The 20801-nt window shown below is 73.2% G+C and carries 20 protein-coding genes; 14 read left to right on the top strand and 6 right to left on the bottom strand.

Going from position 1 to position 20801, the window contains the following annotated elements; genetic code table 11:
• Positions 1–26: 26 nt before the first annotated feature.
• Positions 27–545, bottom strand: a complete 519-nt coding sequence (locus tag K330_RS0106465; protein WP_029202390.1) for an O-acetyl-ADP-ribose deacetylase — start codon at positions 543–545, stop codon at positions 27–29.
• Positions 546–648: 103 nt separating this feature from the next.
• Between K330_RS0106465 and zupT the strand changes: the two genes are divergently transcribed.
• From zupT to K330_RS19610, 8 genes are all read left to right on the top strand, one after another.
• On the top strand, positions 649–1461 hold the full coding sequence (gene zupT, locus K330_RS0106460; protein ID WP_022921023.1) for a zinc transporter ZupT: 813 nt from the start codon (positions 649–651) through the stop codon (positions 1459–1461).
• A 107-nt stretch (positions 1462–1568) separates the two neighbouring features.
• Positions 1569–4148, top strand: coding sequence for an ATP-dependent chaperone ClpB (gene clpB, locus K330_RS0106455; RefSeq protein ID WP_022921022.1), 2580 nt, complete (start codon positions 1569–1571; stop codon positions 4146–4148).
• A gap of 267 nt (positions 4149–4415) precedes the next feature.
• Positions 4416–5546: a phosphate ABC transporter substrate-binding protein PstS gene (pstS, locus tag K330_RS0106450; protein WP_022921021.1), complete on the top strand. Its 1131-nt coding sequence runs from the start codon at positions 4416–4418 to the stop codon at positions 5544–5546.
• 101 nt (positions 5547–5647) lie between these two features.
• Positions 5648–6589 carry a phosphate ABC transporter permease subunit PstC gene (gene pstC / locus K330_RS0106445; protein WP_022921020.1) on the top strand — a complete coding sequence of 314 codons (942 nt, stop codon included), beginning with the start codon at positions 5648–5650 and terminating at the stop codon, positions 6587–6589.
• Complete coding sequence (gene pstA, locus K330_RS0106440) at positions 6589–7746, top strand: phosphate ABC transporter permease PstA (protein WP_022921019.1); 1158 nt, start codon at positions 6589–6591, stop codon at positions 7744–7746. Before pstC ends, pstA begins: the two co-directional genes overlap by 1 nt.
• A gap of 29 nt (positions 7747–7775) precedes the next feature.
• Positions 7776–8555, top strand: coding sequence for a phosphate ABC transporter ATP-binding protein PstB (pstB, locus tag K330_RS0106435; protein ID WP_022921018.1), 780 nt, complete (start codon positions 7776–7778; stop codon positions 8553–8555).
• Positions 8556–8586: 31 nt separating this feature from the next.
• Positions 8587–9303, top strand: coding sequence for an LppX_LprAFG lipoprotein (locus K330_RS0106430; RefSeq protein WP_022921017.1), 717 nt, complete (start codon positions 8587–8589; stop codon positions 9301–9303).
• A 40-nt stretch (positions 9304–9343) separates the two neighbouring features.
• Positions 9344–11086, top strand: a complete 1743-nt coding sequence (locus tag K330_RS19610) for an MFS transporter (RefSeq protein ID WP_022921016.1) — start codon at positions 9344–9346, stop codon at positions 11084–11086.
• Here the strand turns inward: K330_RS19610 and K330_RS23610 are convergent.
• The gene (locus K330_RS23610; protein WP_156875711.1) at positions 11083–11337 is read right to left on the bottom strand and encodes a hypothetical protein; all 255 of its coding nucleotides are present in this window, start codon (positions 11335–11337) and stop codon (positions 11083–11085) included. The genes K330_RS19610 and K330_RS23610 overlap by 4 nt on opposite strands.
• On the opposite strand from K330_RS23610, the gene K330_RS0106415 reads away from it, so the two are divergent.
• On the top strand, positions 11336–11917 hold the full coding sequence (locus tag K330_RS0106415; RefSeq protein WP_022921014.1) for an HhH-GPD-type base excision DNA repair protein: 582 nt from the start codon (positions 11336–11338) through the stop codon (positions 11915–11917). The two genes, K330_RS23610 and K330_RS0106415, sit on opposite strands and share 2 nt — an antisense overlap.
• Positions 11914–13125 carry an MFS transporter gene (locus K330_RS0106410; protein WP_022921013.1) on the top strand — a complete coding sequence of 404 codons (1212 nt, stop codon included), beginning with the start codon at positions 11914–11916 and terminating at the stop codon, positions 13123–13125. The genes K330_RS0106415 and K330_RS0106410 overlap by 4 nt, the downstream gene beginning before the upstream one ends.
• A 121-nt stretch (positions 13126–13246) precedes the next feature.
• Here the strand turns inward: K330_RS0106410 and K330_RS0106405 are convergent, their stop codons facing one another.
• Together K330_RS0106405 and K330_RS19605 are read right to left on the bottom strand one after the other, a co-directional pair.
• Complete coding sequence (locus tag K330_RS0106405) at positions 13247–14047, bottom strand: exodeoxyribonuclease III (protein ID WP_022921012.1); 801 nt, start codon at positions 14045–14047, stop codon at positions 13247–13249.
• 51 nt (positions 14048–14098) lie between these two features.
• The gene (locus K330_RS19605; protein WP_022921011.1) at positions 14099–14512 is read right to left on the bottom strand and encodes an SRPBCC family protein; all 414 of its coding nucleotides are present in this window, start codon (positions 14510–14512) and stop codon (positions 14099–14101) included.
• An 83-nt stretch (positions 14513–14595) separates the two neighbouring features.
• On the opposite strand from K330_RS19605, the gene K330_RS0106395 reads away from it, so the two are divergent.
• Together K330_RS0106395 and pyrE are read left to right on the top strand one after the other, a co-directional pair.
• Positions 14596–15381, top strand: a complete 786-nt coding sequence (locus K330_RS0106395; RefSeq protein WP_022921010.1) for an SDR family NAD(P)-dependent oxidoreductase — start codon at positions 14596–14598, stop codon at positions 15379–15381.
• A 24-nt stretch (positions 15382–15405) separates the two neighbouring features.
• Positions 15406–15951, top strand: coding sequence for an orotate phosphoribosyltransferase (pyrE, locus tag K330_RS0106390; RefSeq protein ID WP_022921009.1), 546 nt, complete (start codon positions 15406–15408; stop codon positions 15949–15951).
• Between the two features lie 64 nt (positions 15952–16015).
• On the opposite strand, the gene K330_RS0106385 is transcribed toward pyrE, so the two are convergent.
• Both K330_RS0106385 and K330_RS22505 read right to left on the bottom strand, forming a co-directional pair.
• Positions 16016–17656 (bottom strand): C40 family peptidase, encoded by a 1641-nt coding sequence (locus K330_RS0106385; RefSeq protein ID WP_022921008.1) that lies wholly within the window; start codon positions 17654–17656, stop codon positions 16016–16018.
• Positions 17657–18032: 376 nt separating this feature from the next.
• The gene (locus K330_RS22505; RefSeq protein ID WP_022921007.1) at positions 18033–19352 is read right to left on the bottom strand and encodes a sunset domain-containing protein; all 1320 of its coding nucleotides are present in this window, start codon (positions 19350–19352) and stop codon (positions 18033–18035) included.
• Positions 19353–19572: 220 nt separating this feature from the next.
• On the opposite strand from K330_RS22505, the gene K330_RS0106375 reads away from it, so the two are divergent.
• Both K330_RS0106375 and K330_RS19595 read left to right on the top strand, forming a co-directional pair.
• Positions 19573–20157, top strand: a complete 585-nt coding sequence (locus K330_RS0106375) for a DedA family protein (RefSeq protein WP_084617298.1) — start codon at positions 19573–19575, stop codon at positions 20155–20157.
• Positions 20154–20774 (top strand): TrmH family RNA methyltransferase, encoded by a 621-nt coding sequence (locus K330_RS19595; RefSeq protein WP_040657788.1) that lies wholly within the window; start codon positions 20154–20156, stop codon positions 20772–20774. The genes K330_RS0106375 and K330_RS19595 overlap by 4 nt, the downstream gene beginning before the upstream one ends.
• Positions 20775–20801 lie beyond the last annotated feature (27 nt).

Here is a 20801-nt window from a genome sequence, read left to right as displayed (position 1 = left end):
CCGCGGAGGACGGGGCACCCGCGCCGTCAGCCCGCGATCGCCCGCTCGAAGTGCACGAGGACGTCGGGGCCGAAGAGCACGAACCGCACCTCCTCGACCGACGGCACGTCCGGAGCCGTGGCGCGCACCGTCTCCACCGCCACCCCCGCGACGACGGCGGGGTCCCACCCGTAGACGCCCGCGCTGATCGCGGGGAAGGCCACCGAGCGCGCACCCACCTCGTGGGCCACCTCCAGGCTGCGCCGGAAGCAGGAGGCCAGCAGGTCGGGGTCGGTCTGGCCGAGGTGCCGGTTCGGCCCGACCGTGTGGATCACCCACCGCGCCGGCAGGCGCCCGGCGCCGGTGGCGGCCGCCTCGCCCACGGGCAGCCCCTCGTGCCAGCGGGCGGCCCGCAGCCGCCTGCACTCCTCGAGCAGGTCCGGGCCGGCCGCGCGGTGGAGGGCCCCGTCGACGCCGCCGCCGCCCATCAGCGTGGAGTTGGCGGCGTTGACCACCGCGTCGACCCGTTCGGTGGTGATGTCGCCCTGGTGCCCTCGGATCTGCATACCCTCCAGGGTGGCACGCCGGTGCCGCGGGGCGCCCCCGGCACGGTGCACAATCACAGCACCTGCGCCGGGTGGTGCGGGCCCCGCGACGAGGAGGTATGCCGTGACCCTCGCCTTCGTCGTCGCGCTGCTCGCCGGGCTGTCCACCGTCGTCGGTGGCTGGCTGGGCACCCGCCCGCAGCTGCTGCGCCGGGACGCCCTGGCCGCCTCGCTGGCCTTCGCGGCGGGGCTGATGATCACGATCTCGGTGGTCGAGATCGCCCCGGTCGCCGTCCGGTCCCTGGCCGACGTCGTGGGTCACGCCGGAGCGCTGCTGTGGGTCGGTGGGGCGATCGTCCTGGGCGCGGTCGTCGTGGTCGGCATCGACCGCGCGATCCCCCACGACGTCAACCCGGCCGAGATCGAGGGCGGGGAGCAGCTGGAGCGGATCACCGCCGGCCAGCTGGACGGCCGGCTGCTGCGCAGCGGGGTGCTGCTGGCCGCCGTGGTCGGCCTGCACAACCTGCCCGAGGGGCTCGCGACGTTCGTCGCGACGCTGGAGCAGCCGACCGGGGGCATCACCCTGGCGGTGGCCATCGCGATCCACAACATCCCCGAGGGGCTGGCCGTGGCGGCGCCGATCTACGCCGCGACCCGCAGCCGCGCCATGGCGCTGGGCTGGGCGACCGTGTCCGGCCTGGCCGAGCCGTTCGGGGCCGTCGTCGGCTACCTGCTGCTGCGCGCCCTGCTGCCCGAGGAGTGGCTGATCCTCTCCCTGGCGCTCGTCGCCGGGATGATGCTGGCGGTCAGCTTCCTGGAGCTGCTGCCCGCCGCGCGCCGCTACGAGACCCACTACACCCAGTCCCTGGTCGGCTTCTTCCTCGGCGCGGTGGTCATGGTGCTGAGCCTGCAGCTGCTGGCCGCGCCGGCGGCCTAGCGCAGGCGTCAGGAGCGGCCGACAGGGTTGAGCGGAATAGGCTCAACTTTGTCGCGGTTGCACTGACCAGAGTTCCTTCCACCTGCACGACATACCCGAGGTGTCACATGGATCTGTCCCTGACCACCAAGGCCCAGGAGGCCCTGTCCACCGCCGTGCGCGACGCCGCCGCGGCGGGCCACGCCCAGGTCGAGCCCGCGCACCTGCTCAAGGCGCTCGCGCAGCAGACCGAGACCACGACCGCCCCCCTGCTGGACGCGATCGGCTCCTCGGCCGCGTCCGCGCTGCAGGCCGCCGAGGGCGTGCTGCGGGGGCTGACGACCGCGAGCGGGTCCTCGATGGGCAACCCCGCCTTCTCCCGCGCCCTGCACGGCGTGGTCAAGGACGCCCAGGATTCGATGGCCTCGATGGGCGACACCTTCGTCTCCACCGACCACCTGCTCCTCGGCGTCGCCCGCACCGGGCGGTTCCCGGTGCTGGACGCCGGCGCCATCGAGGAGCGCATCCCGACCCTGCGCGGCGGCAAGAAGGTCGACACCGCCGACCCGGAGGCCACCTTCGACGCCCTGGGCAAGTACGGCACCGACCTGACCGCGATGGCGCGCGAGGGGAAGCTGGACCCGGTCATCGGCCGGGACGCCGAGATCCGCCGCGTCGTGCAGGTGCTGTCGCGGCGGACCAAGAACAACCCCGTCCTCATCGGCGACCCGGGCGTGGGCAAGACCGCGGTGGTCGAGGGGCTGGCCCAGCGCATCGTCGCCGGCGACGTCCCGGAGTCGCTGCGCGGCAAGACCCTCATCTCCCTCGACCTCGGCGCGATGGTCGCGGGTGCGAAGTACCGCGGCGAGTTCGAGGAGCGGCTCAAGGCCGTCCTCGGCGAGATCAGGGCCAGCGAGGGGCGCGTGGTCACCTTCATCGACGAGCTGCACACCGTCGTCGGCGCCGGTGCCACCGGCGACTCCTCGATGGACGCCGGCAACATGCTCAAGCCGCTGCTGGCCCGCGGCGAGCTGCGCATGGTCGGCGCCACGACGCTGGACGAGTACCGCGAGAACATCGAGAAGGACGCCGCGCTCGAGCGCCGCTTCCAGCAGGTCTTCGTCGGCGAGCCCTCCGTCGAGGACACCGTCGCGATCCTGCGCGGGCTCAAGGAGAGGTATGAGGCGCACCACAAGGTGGCCATCGCCGACTCGGCGCTCGTGGCCGCGGCGACGCTGTCCGACCGCTACATCACCGGCCGGCAGCTGCCCGACAAGGCGATCGACCTCGTCGACGAGGCCGCCTCGCGCCTGCGGATGGAGATCGACTCCTCACCCGTGGAGATCGACGAGCTCCAGCGCCAGGTGGACCGCCTGACGATGGAGGAGATGCACCTGCAGCGCGAGGAGGACGAGCCCTCGCGCGAGCGGCTGGAGCGGCTGCGCGCCGACCTCGCCGACCGGCGCGAGCAGCTCGCCGCCCTCACGGCCCGCTGGGAGGCCGAGAAGTCCGGCCTCAACCGGGTCGGTGAGCTCAAGGCCCGCCTCGACGACCTGCGCACCCAGGCCGAGCGGCTGCAGCGCGAGGGCGACTACGAGGCCGCCTCCCGGCTGCTCTACGGCGAGATCCCGGCGGCCGAGGCCGAGCTGACCGCGGCGGTGGAGGACGAGGAGTCCGCCGTGGGCGGGCGAGGCGCGGAGGCGCCGATGGTCAAGGAGGAGGTCGGCGCCGACGACATCGCCGACGTCATCTCCACTTGGACCGGTATCCCCGCCGGGCGTCTGCTCGAGGGCGAGACCGAGAAGCTGCTCCGGATGGAGGAGGTCATCGGCGAGCGGCTCATCGGCCAGCGCGACGCGGTGCGCGCCGTCAGCGACGCCGTGCGCCGCGCCCGGGCCGGCATCGCCGACCCCGACCGCCCGACGGGGTCCTTCCTCTTCCTCGGCCCGACGGGCGTCGGCAAGACCGAGCTGGCCAAGGCGCTGGCCGACTTCCTCTTCGACGACGAGCGGGCGATGGTCCGCATCGACATGTCGGAGTACTCCGAGCGGCACGCGGTCGCGCGTCTCATCGGCGCGCCCCCCGGCTACGTCGGCTACGACGAGGGTGGCCAGCTGACCGAGGCCGTCCGGCGCCGTCCCTACTCGGTGGTGCTGCTGGACGAGGTCGAGAAGGCCCACCCGGAGACCTTCGACATCCTGCTGCAGGTGCTCGACGACGGGCGCCTGACCGACGGCCAGGGCCGCACGGTGGACTTCCGCAACGTGATCCTCGTGATGACCTCCAACCTGGGCAGCCAGTTCCTCGTGGACCCGCTCACCGACCCGGAGGCCAAGCGCGAGCAGGTTATGGTCGCGGTCCGGCAGGCGTTCAAGCCGGAGTTCCTCAACCGCCTGGACGAGGTCGTCGTCTTCGACGCCCTCACCCGCGACGAGCTCGCGACCATCGTCGGCCTGCAGGTCGAGCACCTGGCCCGGCGCCTTAGCGACCGGCGCATCGAGCTGGACGTGACGCCGGAGGCGGCCGCCTGGCTGGCCCAGCGCGGCTACGACCCGGCCTACGGCGCCCGGCCGCTGCGCCGCCTGGTGCAGACCGAGATCGGCGACCGGCTGGCCCGCGGGCTGCTGTCCGGGGAGGTCCGGGACGGCGAGCGGGTCACGGTGGACGTCGACCGCACGGAGGGTGCCGACGGGCTCACCCTGCGCTGAGCGCGGCTGCCCGCGCACGGCATACCCGGCACGGCCGGCGACGGCCCGGTCCCCACGCGGGGGCCGGGCCGTCGGCCTGTCCAGGGTCGGTCGACCGACATTCGTCGCTCGTTCACGGACCGTTCACCCGCTCCGCCTCTTCGGGTCACCTGACCTTCCTACGTTCGGTCTCGGTAGGCAGCGCCGCCGGCACCACACACCACCCCCCGACCCGTGCGGGGGACCGGCGTGCCACCACCCAGCCATCCGTGAAGAGAGGTTCGTCAAGTGAAGCTGCACCGCCTTGGCCCCACCGTCGTGATCGCGATGACGGCCAGCCTCGTGCTCGCCGCCTGCGGCGACGACAGCCCCACCACCCCCGCCTCCGGCGCCGACGACGGCGGCCAGGAGCAGGCGTCCGAGACCGAGGGTGACGCCTCCGGCCAGCTCTCCGGCGACGTCAAGGCCTCCGGCGCCTCCTCCCAGGAGGCCGCGATGACCGCCTGGATCGCCGGCTACCAGGCCGTGCAGCCGGGCGTCACCGTGCAGTACGACTCCATCGGCTCCGGCGGCGGCCGCGAGAACCTCATCGCCGGTGCCGTCGACTTCGCCGGCTCCGACGCCTACCTGGACGAGGAGGAGCGCGAGGCGGTCAAGGAGGTCTGCGGCCCGGGGGGCGCCTACCACATCCCGGTCTACATCTCCCCGGTCGCCGTGCCCTACAACCTGCCCGGTGTCGACGGCCTGCAGCTCACCCCGGAGACCCTGGCGAAGATCATGAACCAGGACATCACCACCTGGGACGACCCGGCGATCGCCGCGGACAACCCCGGCGCCGAGCTGCCTGCCACGGAGATCACGGTCGTCCACCGCTCCGACGACTCGGGCACGACCGAGAACTTCATGGAGTACCTCTCCGCCGCGGCGCCGGACGCCTGGCCGCACGAGGCCGACAAGGCCTGGCCGGTGCCCGCCGAGGCCGCCGCGCAGAACACCGGCGTCATCCAGGTGATCAACTCCACCGAGGGGACCATCGGCTACGCCGACGCCTCGGTGGTCACCGGCCAGTCCGCCGCGATCGGTGTCGGGGAGGACTTCGTCGAGTTCTCGCCGGAGGCCGCGGCCAAGGTGGTCGACGCCTCCGAGCCGGCCGACACCGGGGTGGAGGGCGACCTGGCCCTCGAGCTGGCCCGCGACACCACCGCCTCGGGCGCCTACCCGATCGTGCTGGTCAGCTATCACATCGCGTGCTCCAGCTACGACGACGCCGACCGTGCCAACGCGGTCAAGGACTTCCTGACCTACGTCGTCTCGGAGGACGGCCAGACGGCGGCCTCGGAGGCGGCCGGCTCCGCGCCGATCTCCGAGGAGCTGCGCGAGAAGGCCACGAACCTCATCGACTCCATCCAGGGTGGCTGACCGCTGAGCCCTCGTGTCAGCATGGACCGGCGGTCGTCGATGATGACGACGACCGCCGGTCGTGCCGTTCCGCCCGTCTGTCCCTGTCCCGAAGGAACTTCATGAACGCCCCTGCCACGCGGCGTGCGCGCTCGTCCTCGACGGCCGTCCGCCGTCCGGGTGACATCCTCTTCAACGGCGCCTCCCTCGGCTCCGCCGTCCTGATCCTGCTGATCCTGGCCGGCGTCGCCTTCTTCCTGGTGATGGAGGCGGTCCCGGCACTGACCGCGCCCGCGGAGGAGATCAGCGGCGGGGAAGGCTTCTTCGCCTACGTCTGGCCCCTGGTGTTCGGCACCGTGGTCGCCTCCGTCATCGCGATGCTGCTGGGGACGCCGGTGGCGATCGGCATCGCCCTGTTCGTCTCCCACTACGCGCCACGTCGACTGGGCAACGGGATCGGCTTCGTCATCGACCTGCTCGCGGCCGTGCCGTCCGTGGTCTTCGGCATGTGGGGCATGGCCGTCTTCGCACCCCGGCTCGGCCCGCTCTACGAGTGGCTCTCGCAGAACCTCGGCTGGATCCCCATCTTCGGCGACGCCTCGGCGACCGGCCGGACCCTGATGACGGCCTCGATCGTGCTCGCCGTGATGATCCTGCCGATCATCACCTCGGTCTCGCGCGAGGTCTTCCTCCAGACCCCCCGCCTGCACGAGGAGGCCGCCCTCGCCCTGGGGGCCACGAAGTGGGAGATGATCCGCACCGCGGTCCTGCCCTTCGGCATGCCTGGCGTGATCGGCGGCACGATGCTCGGCCTGGGACGCGCGCTCGGTGAGACCATGGCCGTGGCCATCATCCTCGCCCCGGGCGTGTTCTCGTGGAACTTCATCGGTGCCGGCAACGCCACCATCCCGGCCGAGATCGCCCTCAACTTCCCCGAGGCCGCGGGCCTGCGCCTGTCCGAGCTGATCGCCGCCGGCCTGGTGCTCTTCGTGATCACCCTGGCCGTCAACCTCTTCGCGCGCTGGATCGTCGACCGCCGTGCCGAGTTCTCCGGAGCCAACTGATGAGCATCCAGACCCAGACCCCGCAGACCCCGCAGGGCGACGTGCAGCGGTCCCGCCTGGAGGACGTCGAGGGCGTCGTGCTCTCACGCGTGCGCCCCACCACGGGGCGTCCGGCGCTGCTGCTGGCGCTCGGTGCGCTCGTGCTCGCGGTCGTCCTGCGGCTCGGCCTCGACATGCACGTCGCCCTCGCCCTGGTGCTGTCCTTCGTCGGCTACCTCGGCGCCGTGTATGCGGTGTACCGCCACCTCGGCGGGCCGCGGGTGGCGGTGGACCAGGTGCTGCGCGCCCTCGTCTACTTCGCCTTCGTGTGCGCGATCGTGCCGCTGGCCTCGTTGCTGTGGACAGTCGTGGCCCAGGGTGCCGGCCGGGCCTTCGACCCGTCCTTCCTCAACCAGACGATGAACGGCGTCACCGGGCTGCACGACCAGGACTACGCCGAGGGTGTCGGGCCGTTCGTCGGAGGTGCGTACCACGCGATCGTCGGCACGCTGATCATCACCGGGCTGGCCACGCTGATCTCGGTGCCGATCGGCCTGTTCACCGCGATCTACCTCGTGGAGTACGGCGGCCGCAACCCGCTCTCGCGCTGGATCCGCTTCTTCGTCGACGTGATGACCGGCATCCCCTCGATCGTGGCCGGCCTGTTCGCGTTCGCGCTCTTCGTGCAGCTCTTCGGCCCGCGCGACGCGAAGATGGGCATCGCCGGGGCGATCGCGCTGTCGGTGCTGATGATCCCCACCGTCGTGCGCAACTCCGAGGAGATGCTGCGCATCGTCCCCAACGAGCTGCGCGAGGCGTCGCTGGCCCTCGGCGTGCCGCAGTGGCGCACGATCGCCAAGGTCGTCCTGCCGACCGCCGCCTCCGGCCTGGCCTCCGGCATCACTTTGGCCATCGCCCGCGTCATCGGTGAGACGGCCCCGCTGCTCGTGGCCATCGGCTACGCCCGCGGGCTGAGCCTGAACGCCTTCGAGGGCCCGATGAACACCCTCGCGGTCTACGCCTACTACATGTTCACCAAGCCGCTCAGCCCCGCCGTGCGGGAGCCCAGCCTGGAGCGCGCGTGGGCCGCAGCCCTGCTGCTGGTCCTCATCGTCGTCGCGCTCAACCTGCTGGCCCGCCTCATCGCCAAGATGTTCGCGCCGAAGACCGGCCGCTGACCCCCTGCCCCAGGAGAGACCCACACCTCATGTCCAAGCGAATCGACGTCAAGGACCTCGACATCTACTACGGCGACTTCCATGCCGTCAAGGGTGTCTCCATGACCATCGAGCCCCGGTCGGTCACCGCCTTCATCGGCCCCTCGGGCTGCGGCAAGTCGACCTTCCTGCGCACCCTCAACCGCATGCACGAGGTCATCCCCGGTGCGCGCGTCGAGGGCGAGGTGCTCATCGACGGCCAGAACCTCTACGGCAAGGGCGTCGACCCGGTCGACGTCCGCCGCCAGGTCGGCATGGTCTTCCAGCGGCCCAACCCCTTCCCCACGATGTCGATCAAGGAGAACGTCCTGGCCGGCGTGCGCCTCAACGCCAGGCGCATCTCCTCCTCGGCGGCGGACGAGCTCACCGAGCGCGCCCTGCGCGGGGCCAACCTGTGGAACGAGGTCAAGGACCGCCTCGACAAGCCCGGGTCGGGCCTGTCCGGCGGTCAGCAGCAGCGCCTGTGCATCGCGCGTGCGATCGCGATCCAGCCCGAGGTGATCCTCATGGACGAGCCCTGCTCGGCCCTGGACCCCATCTCGACCCTGGCGATCGAGGACCTCATCAACGACCTCAAGTCCGACTACACCGTCGTTATCGTCACGCACAACATGCAGCAGGCGGCGCGCGTCTCGGACAAGACGGGGTTCTTCAACCTCAAGGCGACCGGCCAGCCCGGCCAGCTCGTGGAGTTCGACACCACGCAGACGATCTTCAACAACCCCAGCCAGAAGGCCACCGAGGACTACATCTCCGGCCGCTTCGGCTGACCGGGGCGACCGGCACGCCATACTGGGCCGCATGAGTCCCTCCAGGCGGTCGCTGGCCGCGCTCGTCGTGACCGGCGCCGCCCTGCTCCTGAGCGCCTGCGACGGGGGCGGGGAGGACGCGGCGCCCACGACCGCGGAGCCGACCGCCGCCGACCGGCTCGAGCAGGCCCGCGGCGTGCTCGTCGACGCGGGCTCGGTCCACCTGGCGCTGACCGGCACGGACCTGCCCGAGGACGAGAGCAGCTACATCATCAGCGCCGTCGGGGAGGGCACGATGGAGCCGCCCGCCTTCACCGGCACGATCACGGCCCGGCTGGCCGGGATCCAGGCCGACGTGCCGACCGTCGCCCTCGACGGCGAGCTGTGGGTCAAGCTGCCCTTCGCCCCCGCCCACGTGCGGACCGACCCGGCCGACCTGGGCGTGCCGGACCCCGCCACGCTCTTCGACCCCGAGGCCGGGCTGGTGGGGCTGCTCCCGCAGACACAGGACCCGCAGTTCGGGCAGCGCGCACGGGCCGGCGCCGAGACGGTGCAGGAGGTCACCGGCACGCTGCCGGGCGAGACCGTCACCGACCTGCTGCTGGCCGGTGACGCCTCCTCACCGTTCGACGTCACCTACGCGCTGGTCGAGGAGAGCTGGCAGGTGCGGACCGTCGAGATCACCGGCCCCTTCTACCCGCCGGCGACGTCCACCTACACGGTGACCCTCGACAGCTACGGTGCGCCGGTCACCGTCACCCGGCCCTGACGTGACGCGGGGGCGGACGGCGGCCACGCGGACGGCCCCGGTGACGCGCGGCGCCCGCGGGCTGCTGAGCGTGGCGGCGCTGGCGGTGGCGCTCGCGGCGGCCGACACCTATGTGGTCGTGCTGGCGCTGACCGACATGATGGCCGGCGTCGGTGTCGGCATCGAGTCGCTGCAGCGGGCCACGCCCATCATCTCCGGCTTCCTGCTCGGCTACATCGCCGTGCTGCCGCTCATCGGCCGCCTCTCCGACCTCGTCGACCGCCGCCGGATCCTGCTGTGGTGCCTGGTGGTCTTCGTCGTCGGATCGGCGGTGACCGCGGCGGCGGTCGAGCTGCCGGTCATGGTCGGCGGCCGGTTCCTGCAGGGGCTGGGCGGAGGCGGTCTGGTGCCCGCGACCCTCGCGCTCGTCGCCGACCTGTGGCCCCCCGGCCGGCGGGGTATGCCGCTCGGCGTCGTCGGCGGGGTGCAGGAGCTCGGCTCGGTGCTGGGCCCGCTGCTCGGCGCGCTGGTGCTGGCCGTGGCCGGGTGGCGCGAGATCTTCTGGCTCAACGTCGTGCTGGGCCTGGCCTGCCTCGTGGCGGTCTGGCTGCTCGGGGTGCCCACCGAGAGCCGGACGGGGTTCTCGCAGCCGGTTCGAACCGGCTCCCAGAACCAGGTCCCGCTGCAGGACGCCCATCGCAGCCGCGCCCGTCCCCGCGCCGCCACGCTCACGGCATACCTGCTCACGGCGGTCGCCGCCCTGCTGACGACCCTGGCGCTGTGGGCGCCGGAGGCGCTGACCACCTCGATCGCGCTGGGCGGGCCCTTCGTGCCGTTCGAGCCGGGGTCGGGCTCGCGGGCCCTCACCCCCGTGGGTGCGGCAGCCGGGCTCGCCTGGCTCGTGCTCGCGGCCCTCACCGCGCGTCGGTGGCTGCCGCTGCTGCTGCGGGCCGACCTGCTCGGTGCAACCTTCGTGGCGGTCGCGCTGGGCGCGGTGGTGCTGACCTTCTCGACCGCGGACCCGGAGACCGAGGTGCTGGGCGCCTGGGGGCTGTGGCTGCTGCCGCTGGCCGCGCTGGCGACGGTCGCCTTCCTGGTGCGCCAGCGCGCCGCCCGCGACCCCCTGGTCCCCGCGGGAGTCGTGCGCCGACGCGTGTGGCCGGCCCTGGGCGTGAGCCTGCTCGTCGGTGCGGCCATCGTCGCGGTGGTCGTCGACGTCCCGCTCCTCTCGCGGCTGGTCCAGGACACCGACGAGACCGACGCGGCGCTGGTGCTCGTGCGCTTCCTCGTCGCCGTCCCGGTCGGCGCCGTGCTCGGCGGCTGGCTGCTGCGCCGGGTCGGCCCGGCGGTCGTGGCCGCCCCCGGGCTGGCGGTCGCCGCCGGGTCCATCCTGGCCATGGCGCAGTGGGACCGCACCTCCCTCGACGACCTCGTCGCCACCACGCTGCCGCTGGTCGGTGCCGGTCTCGGCATCGGTCTGGCGATCGCCCCCGTCAACGACGCCGCGCTCGCTGACGCCCGCGAGGACGGGCACGGCACGGTGAGCTCGCTGGTGGTCGTCGCGCGCATGGTGGGGATGGTCGTCGGCCTGGCGCTGCTCACGTCCTGGGGTCTGCGCCGCTTCCATCTCGAGGTCGCCCGGCTGGCCGACCCGACCGACACCCAGGCGCTCCTGGACGCCGCCGTGGTCCAGGTGCAGACCGTCCTCACCGGCGCGGGGGTCGCGGCCGCCCTGGCGGCGCTGGTCGCGCTCGGCCTGGGGGTGCGGCCCGTCGGTCACGCCGACCGTCCGCCCGCGGGCTAGAGGGTCCCGCGATCCTCTCGGTGGTCCTGCATGCCGTGCCGGACGCCGGTCCGGACCACGGCGTAGAGCAGGAGCGCCAGGACCACGGGCACGAGCAGCACCACCAGGTGCCACAGCTGGATCCACTCGCGGACCCGAGCACCCGGACGCCGTGGAGCGCGAGCAGGTCGGGTGTGGACACGACGGCAGGGTATGCGGTGCCCGCCCACCCCAGCCGGCTCACCGACCGACTCGGCATACCATCGGCCCATGACCCAGACCCTCCACCTCGTCGGCGAGCCGGAGGCCGACCGCATCCTCACCGAGCACCCGTTCGCGCTGCTCACCGGCATGCTGCTGGACCAGCAGATCCCCATGGAGGTGGCCTTCGACGGGCCGCGCAAGCTCGTCGAGCGGCTCGGCTCGGTGGAGCCCGACCAGATCGCCGCCACGGACCCGGAGGAGTTCATCGCCCTGTGCGCCACGCCGCCCGCCGTGCACCGCTTCCCCAGGTCGATGGGCCAGCGCGTGCACGACCTCGCGGTCGCGGTCGTCCGCGACTACGACGGCGACACGGCCGCGATCTGGACGCGGGGGGAGCCGGACGGCAAGGAGGTGCTGAAGCGGCTCAAGGCGCTGCCCGGCTTCGGCGACCAGAAGGCTCGGATCTTCCTGGCCCTCCTCGGCAAGCAGCGCGGGCTCGAGGCGCCCGGCTGGCGGGAGGCGGCGGGTGACTACGGCCGCGACGGGGTGCACATGTCGATCGCCGACGTGACGAGTGCCGAGTCGCTGACCAAGGTGCGCGCCTACAAGAAGGAGAAGAAGGCGGCGGCGAAGGCCGCCCGGGCGTGACGGTCCCCGGGGGCGCACCCCCGCCCCGGGGGGAGGACCTGCGCGGCAGCGTGTGGTCGGTCCCGGGGATGGTCGCCCTCGCCGTGGTGGCCTTCACGGGCTTCTCGGGGTATGCGGCGCTGCTGCCGGTGGCGCCGTTGTGGGCGGTGCGCGGCGGTGCCGACTCGGCGGGCGCGGGGCTGGTCAACTTCGTGCTCCTGGGAGCGACCGTCGCGACGCAGTTCGCGGTGCCGGCCCTCATCCGCCGCGTCGGCTGGGCGCTCACCCTGAGCCTGGCGCTCCTCCTGCTGGGCGTCCCCGCCCTGCTGCACATCCTCACCGACGAGCTCGGGGTCATCCTGGCGCTGTCGGCGGTGCGCGGGGTCGGCTTCGGCATCCTCACCGTCGCGGCCAGCGCCGCCGCGGTGCTCCTCGTGGACCCGGCCCGGCGCGGCGCGGCGGTGGGTGCCTACTCGCTCGCCCTCGCCGCGCCCAACGTCCTGCTCATGCCGGTGGGCTCCTGGGTCGCCGAGACGTGGGGCTTCTGGATCGTCTTCCTGCTCAGCGGCGCCTCGCTGCTGGGCATCCCGGCGACCGTGGTGCTCGCGCGGCACCTGCCGGAGCGTGCGACGCACGACCACCGGCACCCCGCTGTGCTGGAGGCTCCCACGGGGCGGGCCACGCTCCGGGTGGTCCTGCCGCCGACCCTCATCCTGCTGGGGATCACCCTGGCAGGCGGGGCGCTCATCACCTTCGCGCCGCAGATGGTCGCCGTGGCCTGGCTGGCCACGGCGGGGCTGTTCGCCTTCGGGCTGGTCTCGACCCTCCTGCGCTGGCGGGCCGGCGGCCTCGCCGACCGGCTCGGCAGCGGGCGGCTGCTGTGGGCGTTCGTCCTCGTGGCCGTCGCCGGGCTCCTGGCCCTCGCCTGGCTGACCCGCGACCCGGTGGGGACCGGGGCGCTGCTGCTGTGGCTGGCCGGGTGCGCCCTGCTCGGCGCGGCCTACGGCGGCCTGCAGACCCTGACGATGATCCGGGCCTTCGAGAAGGCCGGCCCGCGACGGGTGGGGGCGGCCAGCGCGATCTGGAACGCCGGCTTCGACGCGGGAACGGCCACCGGGTCCGTCCTCGTCGGGGCGGTCGCCGTCGGGTGGGGGTTCGGGGTCGGCATGGCCATCACGGCCGGGCTGGTGCTGCTGACGCTGCCGATCGCCCTGCGCTCACGCCGGTGAGAACCGGCCGTCGGGACGCTGCGCTGCGCTCCGTGTCCTCACGCAGCTGTCAGGTCGAGCCCGTTGTCGACCTTCCGCGCCGCCCTCCGGGCCGGTGCTCGCTGCGCTGCGCTCCGTGTCCTCACGCAGCTGTCAGGTCGACGACCACGGGCGCGTGGTCGCTGGCCCCCTTGCCCTTGCGCTCCTCGCGGTCGATGAACGCACCCTCGACGCGGCCGGCGAGGGCGGGGCTGCCCAGGCAGAAGTCGATCCGCATGCCGCGGCGCTTGGGGAACGCCAGCCGGGTGTAGTCCCAGTAGGTGAACGTCCCCGGGCCGGGTGTGTGCTCGCGCGTCACGTCGGTGAAGCCGGCGTCGACCACCCCGGCGAAGGCCGCCCGCTCCTCCGGCGAGGTGTGGGTCTTGCCCTCGTAGTACTCCACCGACCACACGTCGTCGTCGGTCGGGGCGATGTTCCAGTCGCCCATGAGCGCGATCGGCGCCTCCGGGTCCCGCGCCAGCCAGCCCGACCCGGCGTCGCGCAGCGCGGCGAGCCAGTCCAGCTTGTAGAGCAGGTGCGGGTCGACCAGCGAGCGCCCGTTGGGCACGTAGAGCGACCACACCCGCACCCCGGCGCACACCGCCGAGACCGCCCGCGCCTCGGCCGTCGCCTCGTCACCGTCGCCCCACGTCGGCATCCCCTCGAAGCCGACCTGCACGTCCTCCAGCCCGACCCGGGAGACCACCGCGACGCCGTTCCACTGGTTGTAGCCGACGTGCGCGACGTCATACCCCGCGGCCTGGAAGGGCATCATCGGGAACTGGTCGTCGCGGCACTTGGTCTCCTGCAGCGCCAGCACGTCGACGTCGTGCCGCTCCAGGAAGGCGACGGCACGGTCGACGCGGGAGCGGATGCTGTTGCAGTTCCAGGTGGCGATGCGCACGCGCCCCACCCTAGGCGGGCGCCCACCGCGCCCGACCGGGCGGGAGGTCGCTCAGGGGGCGGCGATGCGACGCAGGGCGCTGCGGTATGCGGCGCGCACGGCCGGGCGGGCGAGCCCGGCGAGGCGGCCGGGGACGAGGGCGGAGCCGTAGGTCTGGCGCCACCGCAGCAGGGTGCCGTCGACGACCGGCTCCAGCGTGGCGACGATCGACCCGGTGACGACGCGGCCGACCTTGTCCACGACCGCACGTCGCGGCGGGTCCCAGTCGCGCACGACCATGTCGTCGTCGAAGCCGAGCGGGCCCAGGGCCGTGCGGCCCGAGAAGCGGACGCCGGGCCCGAGCGGTCCTCCGGTCATGGTGGTCAGCGGGACGGTCGCGCCGTGGCGGTCCAGGTCCCACAGCCGCTGCCAGACCTCCTCGGGGCTGCCCGCCACCACGAGGTCGACGGTGAACTCCGGTGCCATGCGAGCCTCCTTCTGCGTGGAGCCGTCAGCCTAGCCACCCTGCGCCGCGCGGCCGGCGCGGCGAGCGCCATACCCTGTGCGGCATGACCGTCGCACTCGTGACCGGCGCGACCGCCGGACTGGGCCGGGAGTTCGCCGAGCAGCTGGCCGCGCGGGGTGAGGACCTCGTCCTCGTCGCGCGGGACCGGGACCGTCTGGCGGCGGTCGCCGCCGAGCTGCGTGCCCGGCACGGGGCCGACGTGGAGGTGCTCGCGGCCGACCTGGCCGACCGGTCCCAGCTGCAGCGCGTGGCCGACCGGCTCGCCGACCCCGCGCGACCGGTCGACCTGCTCGTCAACAACGCCGGCTTCGGGTCGCGCAGGGGGTTCGTCAGCAACGACCTCGAGGAGGAGGAGCGCGCCGTCGACGTGATGGTGCGCGCGGTGATGGTGCTGTGCCACGCCGCCGGCGGCGCGATGCGCGGGCGGGGGCACGGCGCGATCCTCAACGTCTCCTCCGTGGCCTCCTTCACCGTGATGGGGCACTACTCGGCGATCAAGTCCTACGTGACGGTCCTGTCCGAGGCGCTCGCCACCGAGCTCGCGCCGCACGGGGTGACCGTGACCGCGCTGTGCCCCGGCTTCGTGCGCACCGAGTTCCACCAGCGCGCGGAGATGGACATGTCGCGCCTGCCGGCGGGGCTGTGGCTGCGGGCGCCGGACGTGGTGCGTGACGCACTGGAGGCCGTCGGCGACGGCACCGTGGTGGCCGTGCCGTCCCCGGTCTACAAGGGGGTCGTGGGGGTCCTGCGGGTGGTGCCGCGGCGCCTCAGCCGCCGGGTGGCGGGCTCGCTGGCGACCCGGCGCCGACCGCGGGACCGGGGGCGCTGAGCGGGCCCACTACCCTCGGGTCCCATGACTGCTGCCCGCGAGCGACTGCTCGAGATCGTCAAGGACAAGGCCGTCGTGCACGGCCGCGTCACGCTCTCCTCCGGCACGGAGGCCGACTACTACGTCGACCTGCGCCGGGTCACCCTCGACGGCGAGGCCGCGCCGCTGGTCGGCGACGTCATGCTCGACCTCACCGGGGAGCTGGACTACGACGCCGTCGGGGGCCTGACCATGGGCGCCGACCCCGTGGCCACCGCGATGCTGCACGCGGCCGCGCGCCGGGGCCGGCGGCTGGACGCCTTCGTGGTGCGCAAGAGCGAGAAGGCCCACGGGCTGCAGCAGCGCGTGGAGGGCCCCTCGATCGCCGGGCGCCGCGTGCTGGTCGTCGAGGACACCAGCACCACGGGCGGCTCGCCGCTCACGGCGGTCGAGGCGGTGCGCGGGGCGGGGGCCGAGGTGGTGGCCGTGGCGGTCATCGCCGACCGTGCCAGCGGGGCCGACGAGCGCATCCGGGGGGCGGGCGTGGACTACCTCGCGGCCTACTCCCTGGAGGACCTCGGGCTGGCGTAGGGCACGGCAGGGCCCCCGCACCTTCCCCGGGTGCGGGGGCCCTGCCGTGCCGTGGTGCTGGAGGTCAGAGCCCCGGCACCCGGCCGTACCAGACGTTCTCCGGGCGGTCCCACACCTTGCCGTAGATGACGTCGACGTCGGGGTTCTGCGCCTCGTAGGTCATGCCGTTCCCGGCGTAGATGCCCACGTGGTAGTAGTTCTTGTAGAAGATCAGGTCGCCCGGCTGGGGGTCGGTGACCGGGGTGACGAACGTGCGCTGGTCGCGGACCGTGCGCGGGATGTTGATGCCGTTCTGCTTGTAGATCCACCAGGTGTAGGCCGAGCAGTCGAAGGCCTCCGGCGGCGTGCCGTAGAGCACGTAGGGGTAGCCGACGTACTGGGCCGCCGTGTCGAGGAGCGCCTGGCGCAGCGGGGTGGGCGCGGGCGGCGCGGGCGCGGGCGCGGGCGCCGGGGCGGGGCTGGTCGCCGGGGGAGTGGCGGTGAGCACGCTCTCGGCCATGTACTGGGTGGCCGAGATCTTCAGCCAGCCGTTGCTCACCTCGCCGCTGACCTTGGTGCCCTGCGTCTTGGTGCCGACGACCGAGTAGGAGGTCGAGGGGCCGGAGCGCACGTTGGCGACCGGGACGCTGACCCAGCGGTCGACCACCTGGGAGGCGGGCGGCGGCGTGGCCGTGGCCCCCGAGCTGAGGATCAGGCCGCTGATGAAGCGCCCGCCGCCCAGGTCGAGCCAGTTGTTGCTCGTCCAGGTCCCGGTGAGCCGGGTGCCCTGCGTCGTCGTCCCGACCACCCGGTGGTTCAGACCCGGGCCGGAGCGGATGTTCGCCACGGCGGCGGTGACGTACTGCGTCACCTCGGTGGAGGTGTCGCTCGAGGTGCTGCCACCGGGCTGGTCGTTCGTGAGCACCGAGGGCGCCATGTACTGCGTGTCGGAGATCTTCAGCCACCCGTTGGAGCTGAGGGTGCCGCGGACCTGGGCCCCGGAGGTCTTGGTGCCGACCACCGAGTGCGACGTCGACGGCCCGCGCCGCACGTTGGCCACGGGCACGCTGACCCAGCGGGCCACCGTCCCGGAGGTCGACGGGGCGGTCGGGCTGCCGCCCGCCGGGGCCGAGGAGGAGCCGGAGGAGGTGAGGATGGTGCCGCTGACGTAGCGGTCCCCGGCCATCTTCAGCCAGCCGTTGCTGGTCCAGGTGCCCTTGACCTCGGCACCCTTGAGCAGCGTGCCGACGACGCGGTGCTGCAGGCCCGCCCCCGACCGCACGTTGCCGACCTTGGCGGACAGGTACATCGTCGCGGTCTGTCCGGCGGTGCCGGCGCTCGGTGCGCCCGGGTCGGTGGAGCTGACGACCGACGGCGCGATGAACTGCGTGTCCGAGATCTTCAGCCAGCCGTTGGAGGTGACGGTGCCCTTCACGGCGGCGCCCTGCGTCCTGGTGCCCACGACCTTGTATGACGTGCTCGGCCCGGAGCGCACGTTGGCGACCGGGACGCTGACCCACCGGGTGACGCTGTTGTGCTCCACCGTGGGCAGGATGCGCGCCGGCGCGGCCGGCATCGTCGGCGTGGCGGGCACCAGGCCCTGGGGCAGGCGCGGCACCTGGGGGGACGGTGCGGCGGAGGCGGTGGGGGCGAGCGCGACCACCGGGGCGGTGGCCGCGGTGACGGCGATCAGCGTGCGGGACAGACTGCGCGTACGGGACGACATAGAACCAGCCATCTGACTCGTGGGACGGGACTCTCGCAGGGGCGAGCAGGGACAGTGAATCCCCATGTCAGCGACCTGCGCAAGCCTCTCGTCGTCCGTTGAGGCCGTCCCATGCGGGAACCACAAGCATGTAACTCCGTGAGTTTGGTCACACCGTGAGGGCATCGTCGCAGGTCAAGCCCAATATCACACCGGTGTAACTCGCTGACCAGCAGTTTTGCGCCTCTGTCACATCTGTTTCGCGGGTCACACGCGGCCCGCGCAGCGGTGTGGTCCGCGTGTCCTGGTGTGACGGGTGTGACGCCGGACACAGCGTGACGGGACAGGCCGCGGGCCCTGCCGACGGGGTCGGCAGGGCCCGCGCTCGAGCAGCACCTCAGCGGCGGCGACGGTCCCAGTGGGCGAAGCCGGCCGTGCGGGCGGCCTCCTCGCTCTCGAACCAGACCTCGGCGCGCACGGCGTCGTAGCTGGGCGACTCGGGGGTGTGGAAGAGCATCGAGCCGATGTTGCCCTTGATCTCCCAGCCGGCGGGCCCGGTGCCGTCCTCGAGCGGCTCGGCCGAGCCGGGGCCGTAGGCCGCCTCGGTGAACACCGGTGCCGGCGCGGCGCCGTCCGTCGTCGAGGTCTGGCGGCCCTCCACGATCTCGTCGGCCGTCTGCGGTGCCCCGGTGCCGGTGTCCGCCGGCGCGTCGGCCCGCTCGTCCTCGACCACCACGGCCTCACCCTGGGCCGCGCGGTAGGTGGTGCTCTCCTCACCGACCGGGTGCTCCTCCGTCGCCCCCCGTCCGGTGTCCCGGACGGTGGTGTCGTCGGCGTACAGCGTGCCCTGGTGGTAGCCCGCGCCGTCCTCACGGTCCTGCGACCGCGCACCCGCACCGGCGCCCGCGGCACCAGCAGCGCCGGCCGCACCAGCGGCGGCCGCGGCCGTCGTGTCCGGCCCGTCCCGGTCGACGGGGGAGGTGCTCCCGGCTGCGTCGTCATGGATGTCCGGGGTGGCGGCGGCCTCGTCGCCCCCGTCCCAGGGCTCCTGCTCCCCGCGGGTGAGGGGCTCGTCGCTGCCGCCGTGGGTGACCTCGTCGTCGGTCAGGGGGTGGACGTCGGTGGTGGTGTCCTCGGACGCCACGGGGGCCGTCGCGGTGGTGGCGGGCTCGTCCCAGCCGGTCGCAGGAGCCTCCTGCACGTCGGCGTCCCGCGCGGTGCCGTCGTCGAAGTGCGTCGGCGGCACCTCCACGGGGGTCGTGGTCGTGTCGTCGTAGCCGGTGGTCTCGACCGGTGCCGTGGTCGGGTCCTCGTCCGTGACGTGCCCGACGGGCTCGTCGCGGTGGACGGTCTCGTCGCGGTCACCCACGGTGTCACCACGGTCGGCGACGGGGTGGTCCCGGTCGGCGACGGGGTGCTCGCGGTCGGCGACGACCGGCTCCGCCTCAGGAGCGGCGTGCGCCGTGCCGGCGCGGGCGGCCGTGTCCGCCTCCTGGTCGTAGACGCCACGGTCCACGGCGCCCGCGCCGCTGCCCTGGTCGACGGGGCGCTCCCGCGCGTCCGGCACGCCGTCACGGTCGGCGTCCCCACGGGTCAGCGCACCATCCCGCTCGTCGGTGCCGTTGTCCTTGCCGGGGGAGCGCAGGAGCATGAACACCGCGGCGGCGATCAGCAGCAGCAGCAGGATGATCATGATCCACTTCGTGGTGTCGTTCATGAGGCGTTCCTCCTAGTGGCGGCCCGTGCACGGCCGCGTCCGGGGCGCCCGCAGAGATTGCGGCGCTGAGCCCACCGTAGTGCGACTGCGCAGGTCGCGCACGGTCTGAGGGGACCTGCGCGGATGGGACAATCAGGTCCGATCCCCCCTTGTCGACAGGAGAACAACCGTGAGCACGCAGGCCGAGCTGACCGGGGTGGCCGGCTGGGCCGTCGACGTCATGGAACGTCTCGGGGGGCCGGGTGCCGGGCTGATCATCGCTGCCGAGAACCTCTTCCCGCCCCTGCCGAGCGAGGTCATCCTCCCGCTGGCCGGCTTCACGGCCAGCCAGGGGACGTTCACGGTGCCCGGGGCGATCGCCTGGACCACCGCCGGGTCGGTGGTCGGCGCGCTGCTCCTCTACACCCTGGGTGCGGTCTTCGGACGCACGCGCTTCCGGGCGGTCTGGAGCCGGCTGCCGCTGGTCGACCTGGACGACCTGGACCGCACCGAGGCGTGGTTCGGCCGTCACGGCGCCAAGGCCATCTTCTTCGGCCGGATGATCCCGATCTTCCGCAGCCTGATCTCGATCCCGGCAGGCATCGAGCGTATGCCGCTGCCCCTCTTCGTCGCCCTGACCACCGCCGGCAGCCTCATCTGGAACACGCTCTTCGTCGTCGCGGGGTACCAGCTGGGGGAGAGCTGGCACGTCGTGGAGGACTACGCCGGGATCTTCCAGAGGGTCGTCATCGTCGTGGTCGTCCTGGGCGCCGCCTGGTTCGTCGTGAGCCGCCTGCGACGGCTGCGTCGCGACCGCTCGGCATGAGCGTCGGCGTGGGGCCGTGGGACGGGCCCTGGCCCGCCGGTCCGGACGGTGCCCTCCCCGAGCACCTCGACTCCGAGCTGCTGCGCGAGGGTGACACCCGCAACGTGGTCGACGGCTACCGCTACTGGCGGCACGAGGCCATCGTGGCCGACCTGGACACGCGACGCCACGGCTTCCACGTCGCGGTCGAGAACTGGGGGCACGACTTCAACATCGGCTCGGTGATCCGCACCGCCAACGCCTTCAACGCCGCCGCGTTCCACATCGTCGGCCGGCGCCGCTGGAACCGCCGCGGCGCGATGGTCACCGACCGCTACCAGCACGAGCACCACTACGCCGACGTCGCCGCGCTCGCGGAGTGGGCGGGCGCGGAGGGCCTGCCGATCCTCGGCGTGGACAACGTGCCGGGCTCGGTCGCCCTCGAGGGGTATGCCGTGCCGCGCCGCTGCGTGCTCCTCCTGGGCCAGGAGGGGCCGGGGCTGAGCCCCGAGGCGGTGGCGGCCAGCGAGACCGTCCTGGCCATCACCCAGCACGGCTCCACCCGGTCGCTCAACGCCGGCGCGGCCGCGGCGATCGTCATGTACCACTGGGCGCTGCAGCACGCCGGACGCCCCTGAGAGACCCGGCGGCACGGCATACCCGCC

It is taken from the genome of Ornithinimicrobium pekingense DSM 21552 (genome assembly GCF_000421185.1).
Lineage (GTDB): Bacteria > Actinomycetota > Actinomycetes > Actinomycetales > Dermatophilaceae > Ornithinicoccus > Ornithinicoccus pekingensis.
Note: the sequence above shows the minus strand (reverse complement) of the source record. Positions and strands in the feature narration are given on the sequence as shown.

Excerpts from the sequence above, each read along its gene's own strand:
- K330_RS19605 (WP_022921011.1), bottom strand. The coding sequence starts at position 14,512 with ATGGCACCGGAGTTCACCGTCGACCTCGTGGTGGCGGGCAGCCCCGAG.
- K330_RS23610 (WP_156875711.1), bottom strand. The coding sequence starts at position 11,337 with ATGGGCCGATGGTATGCCGAGTCGGTCGGTGAGCCGGCTGGGGTGGGC.
- K330_RS0106395 (WP_022921010.1), top strand. The coding sequence starts at position 14,596 with ATGACCGTCGCACTCGTGACCGGCGCGACCGCCGGACTGGGCCGGGAG.
- K330_RS0106385 (WP_022921008.1), bottom strand. The coding sequence starts at position 17,656 with ATGTCGTCCCGTACGCGCAGTCTGTCCCGCACGCTGATCGCCGTCACC.
- pstA (WP_022921019.1), top strand. The coding sequence starts at position 6,589 with ATGAGCATCCAGACCCAGACCCCGCAGACCCCGCAGGGCGACGTGCAG.
- pstB (WP_022921018.1), top strand. The coding sequence starts at position 7,776 with ATGTCCAAGCGAATCGACGTCAAGGACCTCGACATCTACTACGGCGAC.
- K330_RS22505 (WP_022921007.1), bottom strand. The coding sequence starts at position 19,352 with ATGAACGACACCACGAAGTGGATCATGATCATCCTGCTGCTGCTGCTG.
- K330_RS0106430 (WP_022921017.1), top strand. The coding sequence starts at position 8,587 with ATGAGTCCCTCCAGGCGGTCGCTGGCCGCGCTCGTCGTGACCGGCGCC.
- K330_RS0106465 (WP_029202390.1), bottom strand. The coding sequence starts at position 545 with ATGCAGATCCGAGGGCACCAGGGCGACATCACCACCGAACGGGTCGAC.
- K330_RS0106375 (WP_084617298.1), top strand. The coding sequence starts at position 19,573 with ATGGAACGTCTCGGGGGGCCGGGTGCCGGGCTGATCATCGCTGCCGAG.
- K330_RS0106415 (WP_022921014.1), top strand. The coding sequence starts at position 11,336 with ATGACCCAGACCCTCCACCTCGTCGGCGAGCCGGAGGCCGACCGCATC.
- pstC (WP_022921020.1), top strand. The coding sequence starts at position 5,648 with ATGAACGCCCCTGCCACGCGGCGTGCGCGCTCGTCCTCGACGGCCGTC.
- clpB (WP_022921022.1), top strand. The coding sequence starts at position 1,569 with ATGGATCTGTCCCTGACCACCAAGGCCCAGGAGGCCCTGTCCACCGCC.
- pyrE (WP_022921009.1), top strand. The coding sequence starts at position 15,406 with ATGACTGCTGCCCGCGAGCGACTGCTCGAGATCGTCAAGGACAAGGCC.
- K330_RS19595 (WP_040657788.1), top strand. The coding sequence starts at position 20,154 with ATGAGCGTCGGCGTGGGGCCGTGGGACGGGCCCTGGCCCGCCGGTCCG.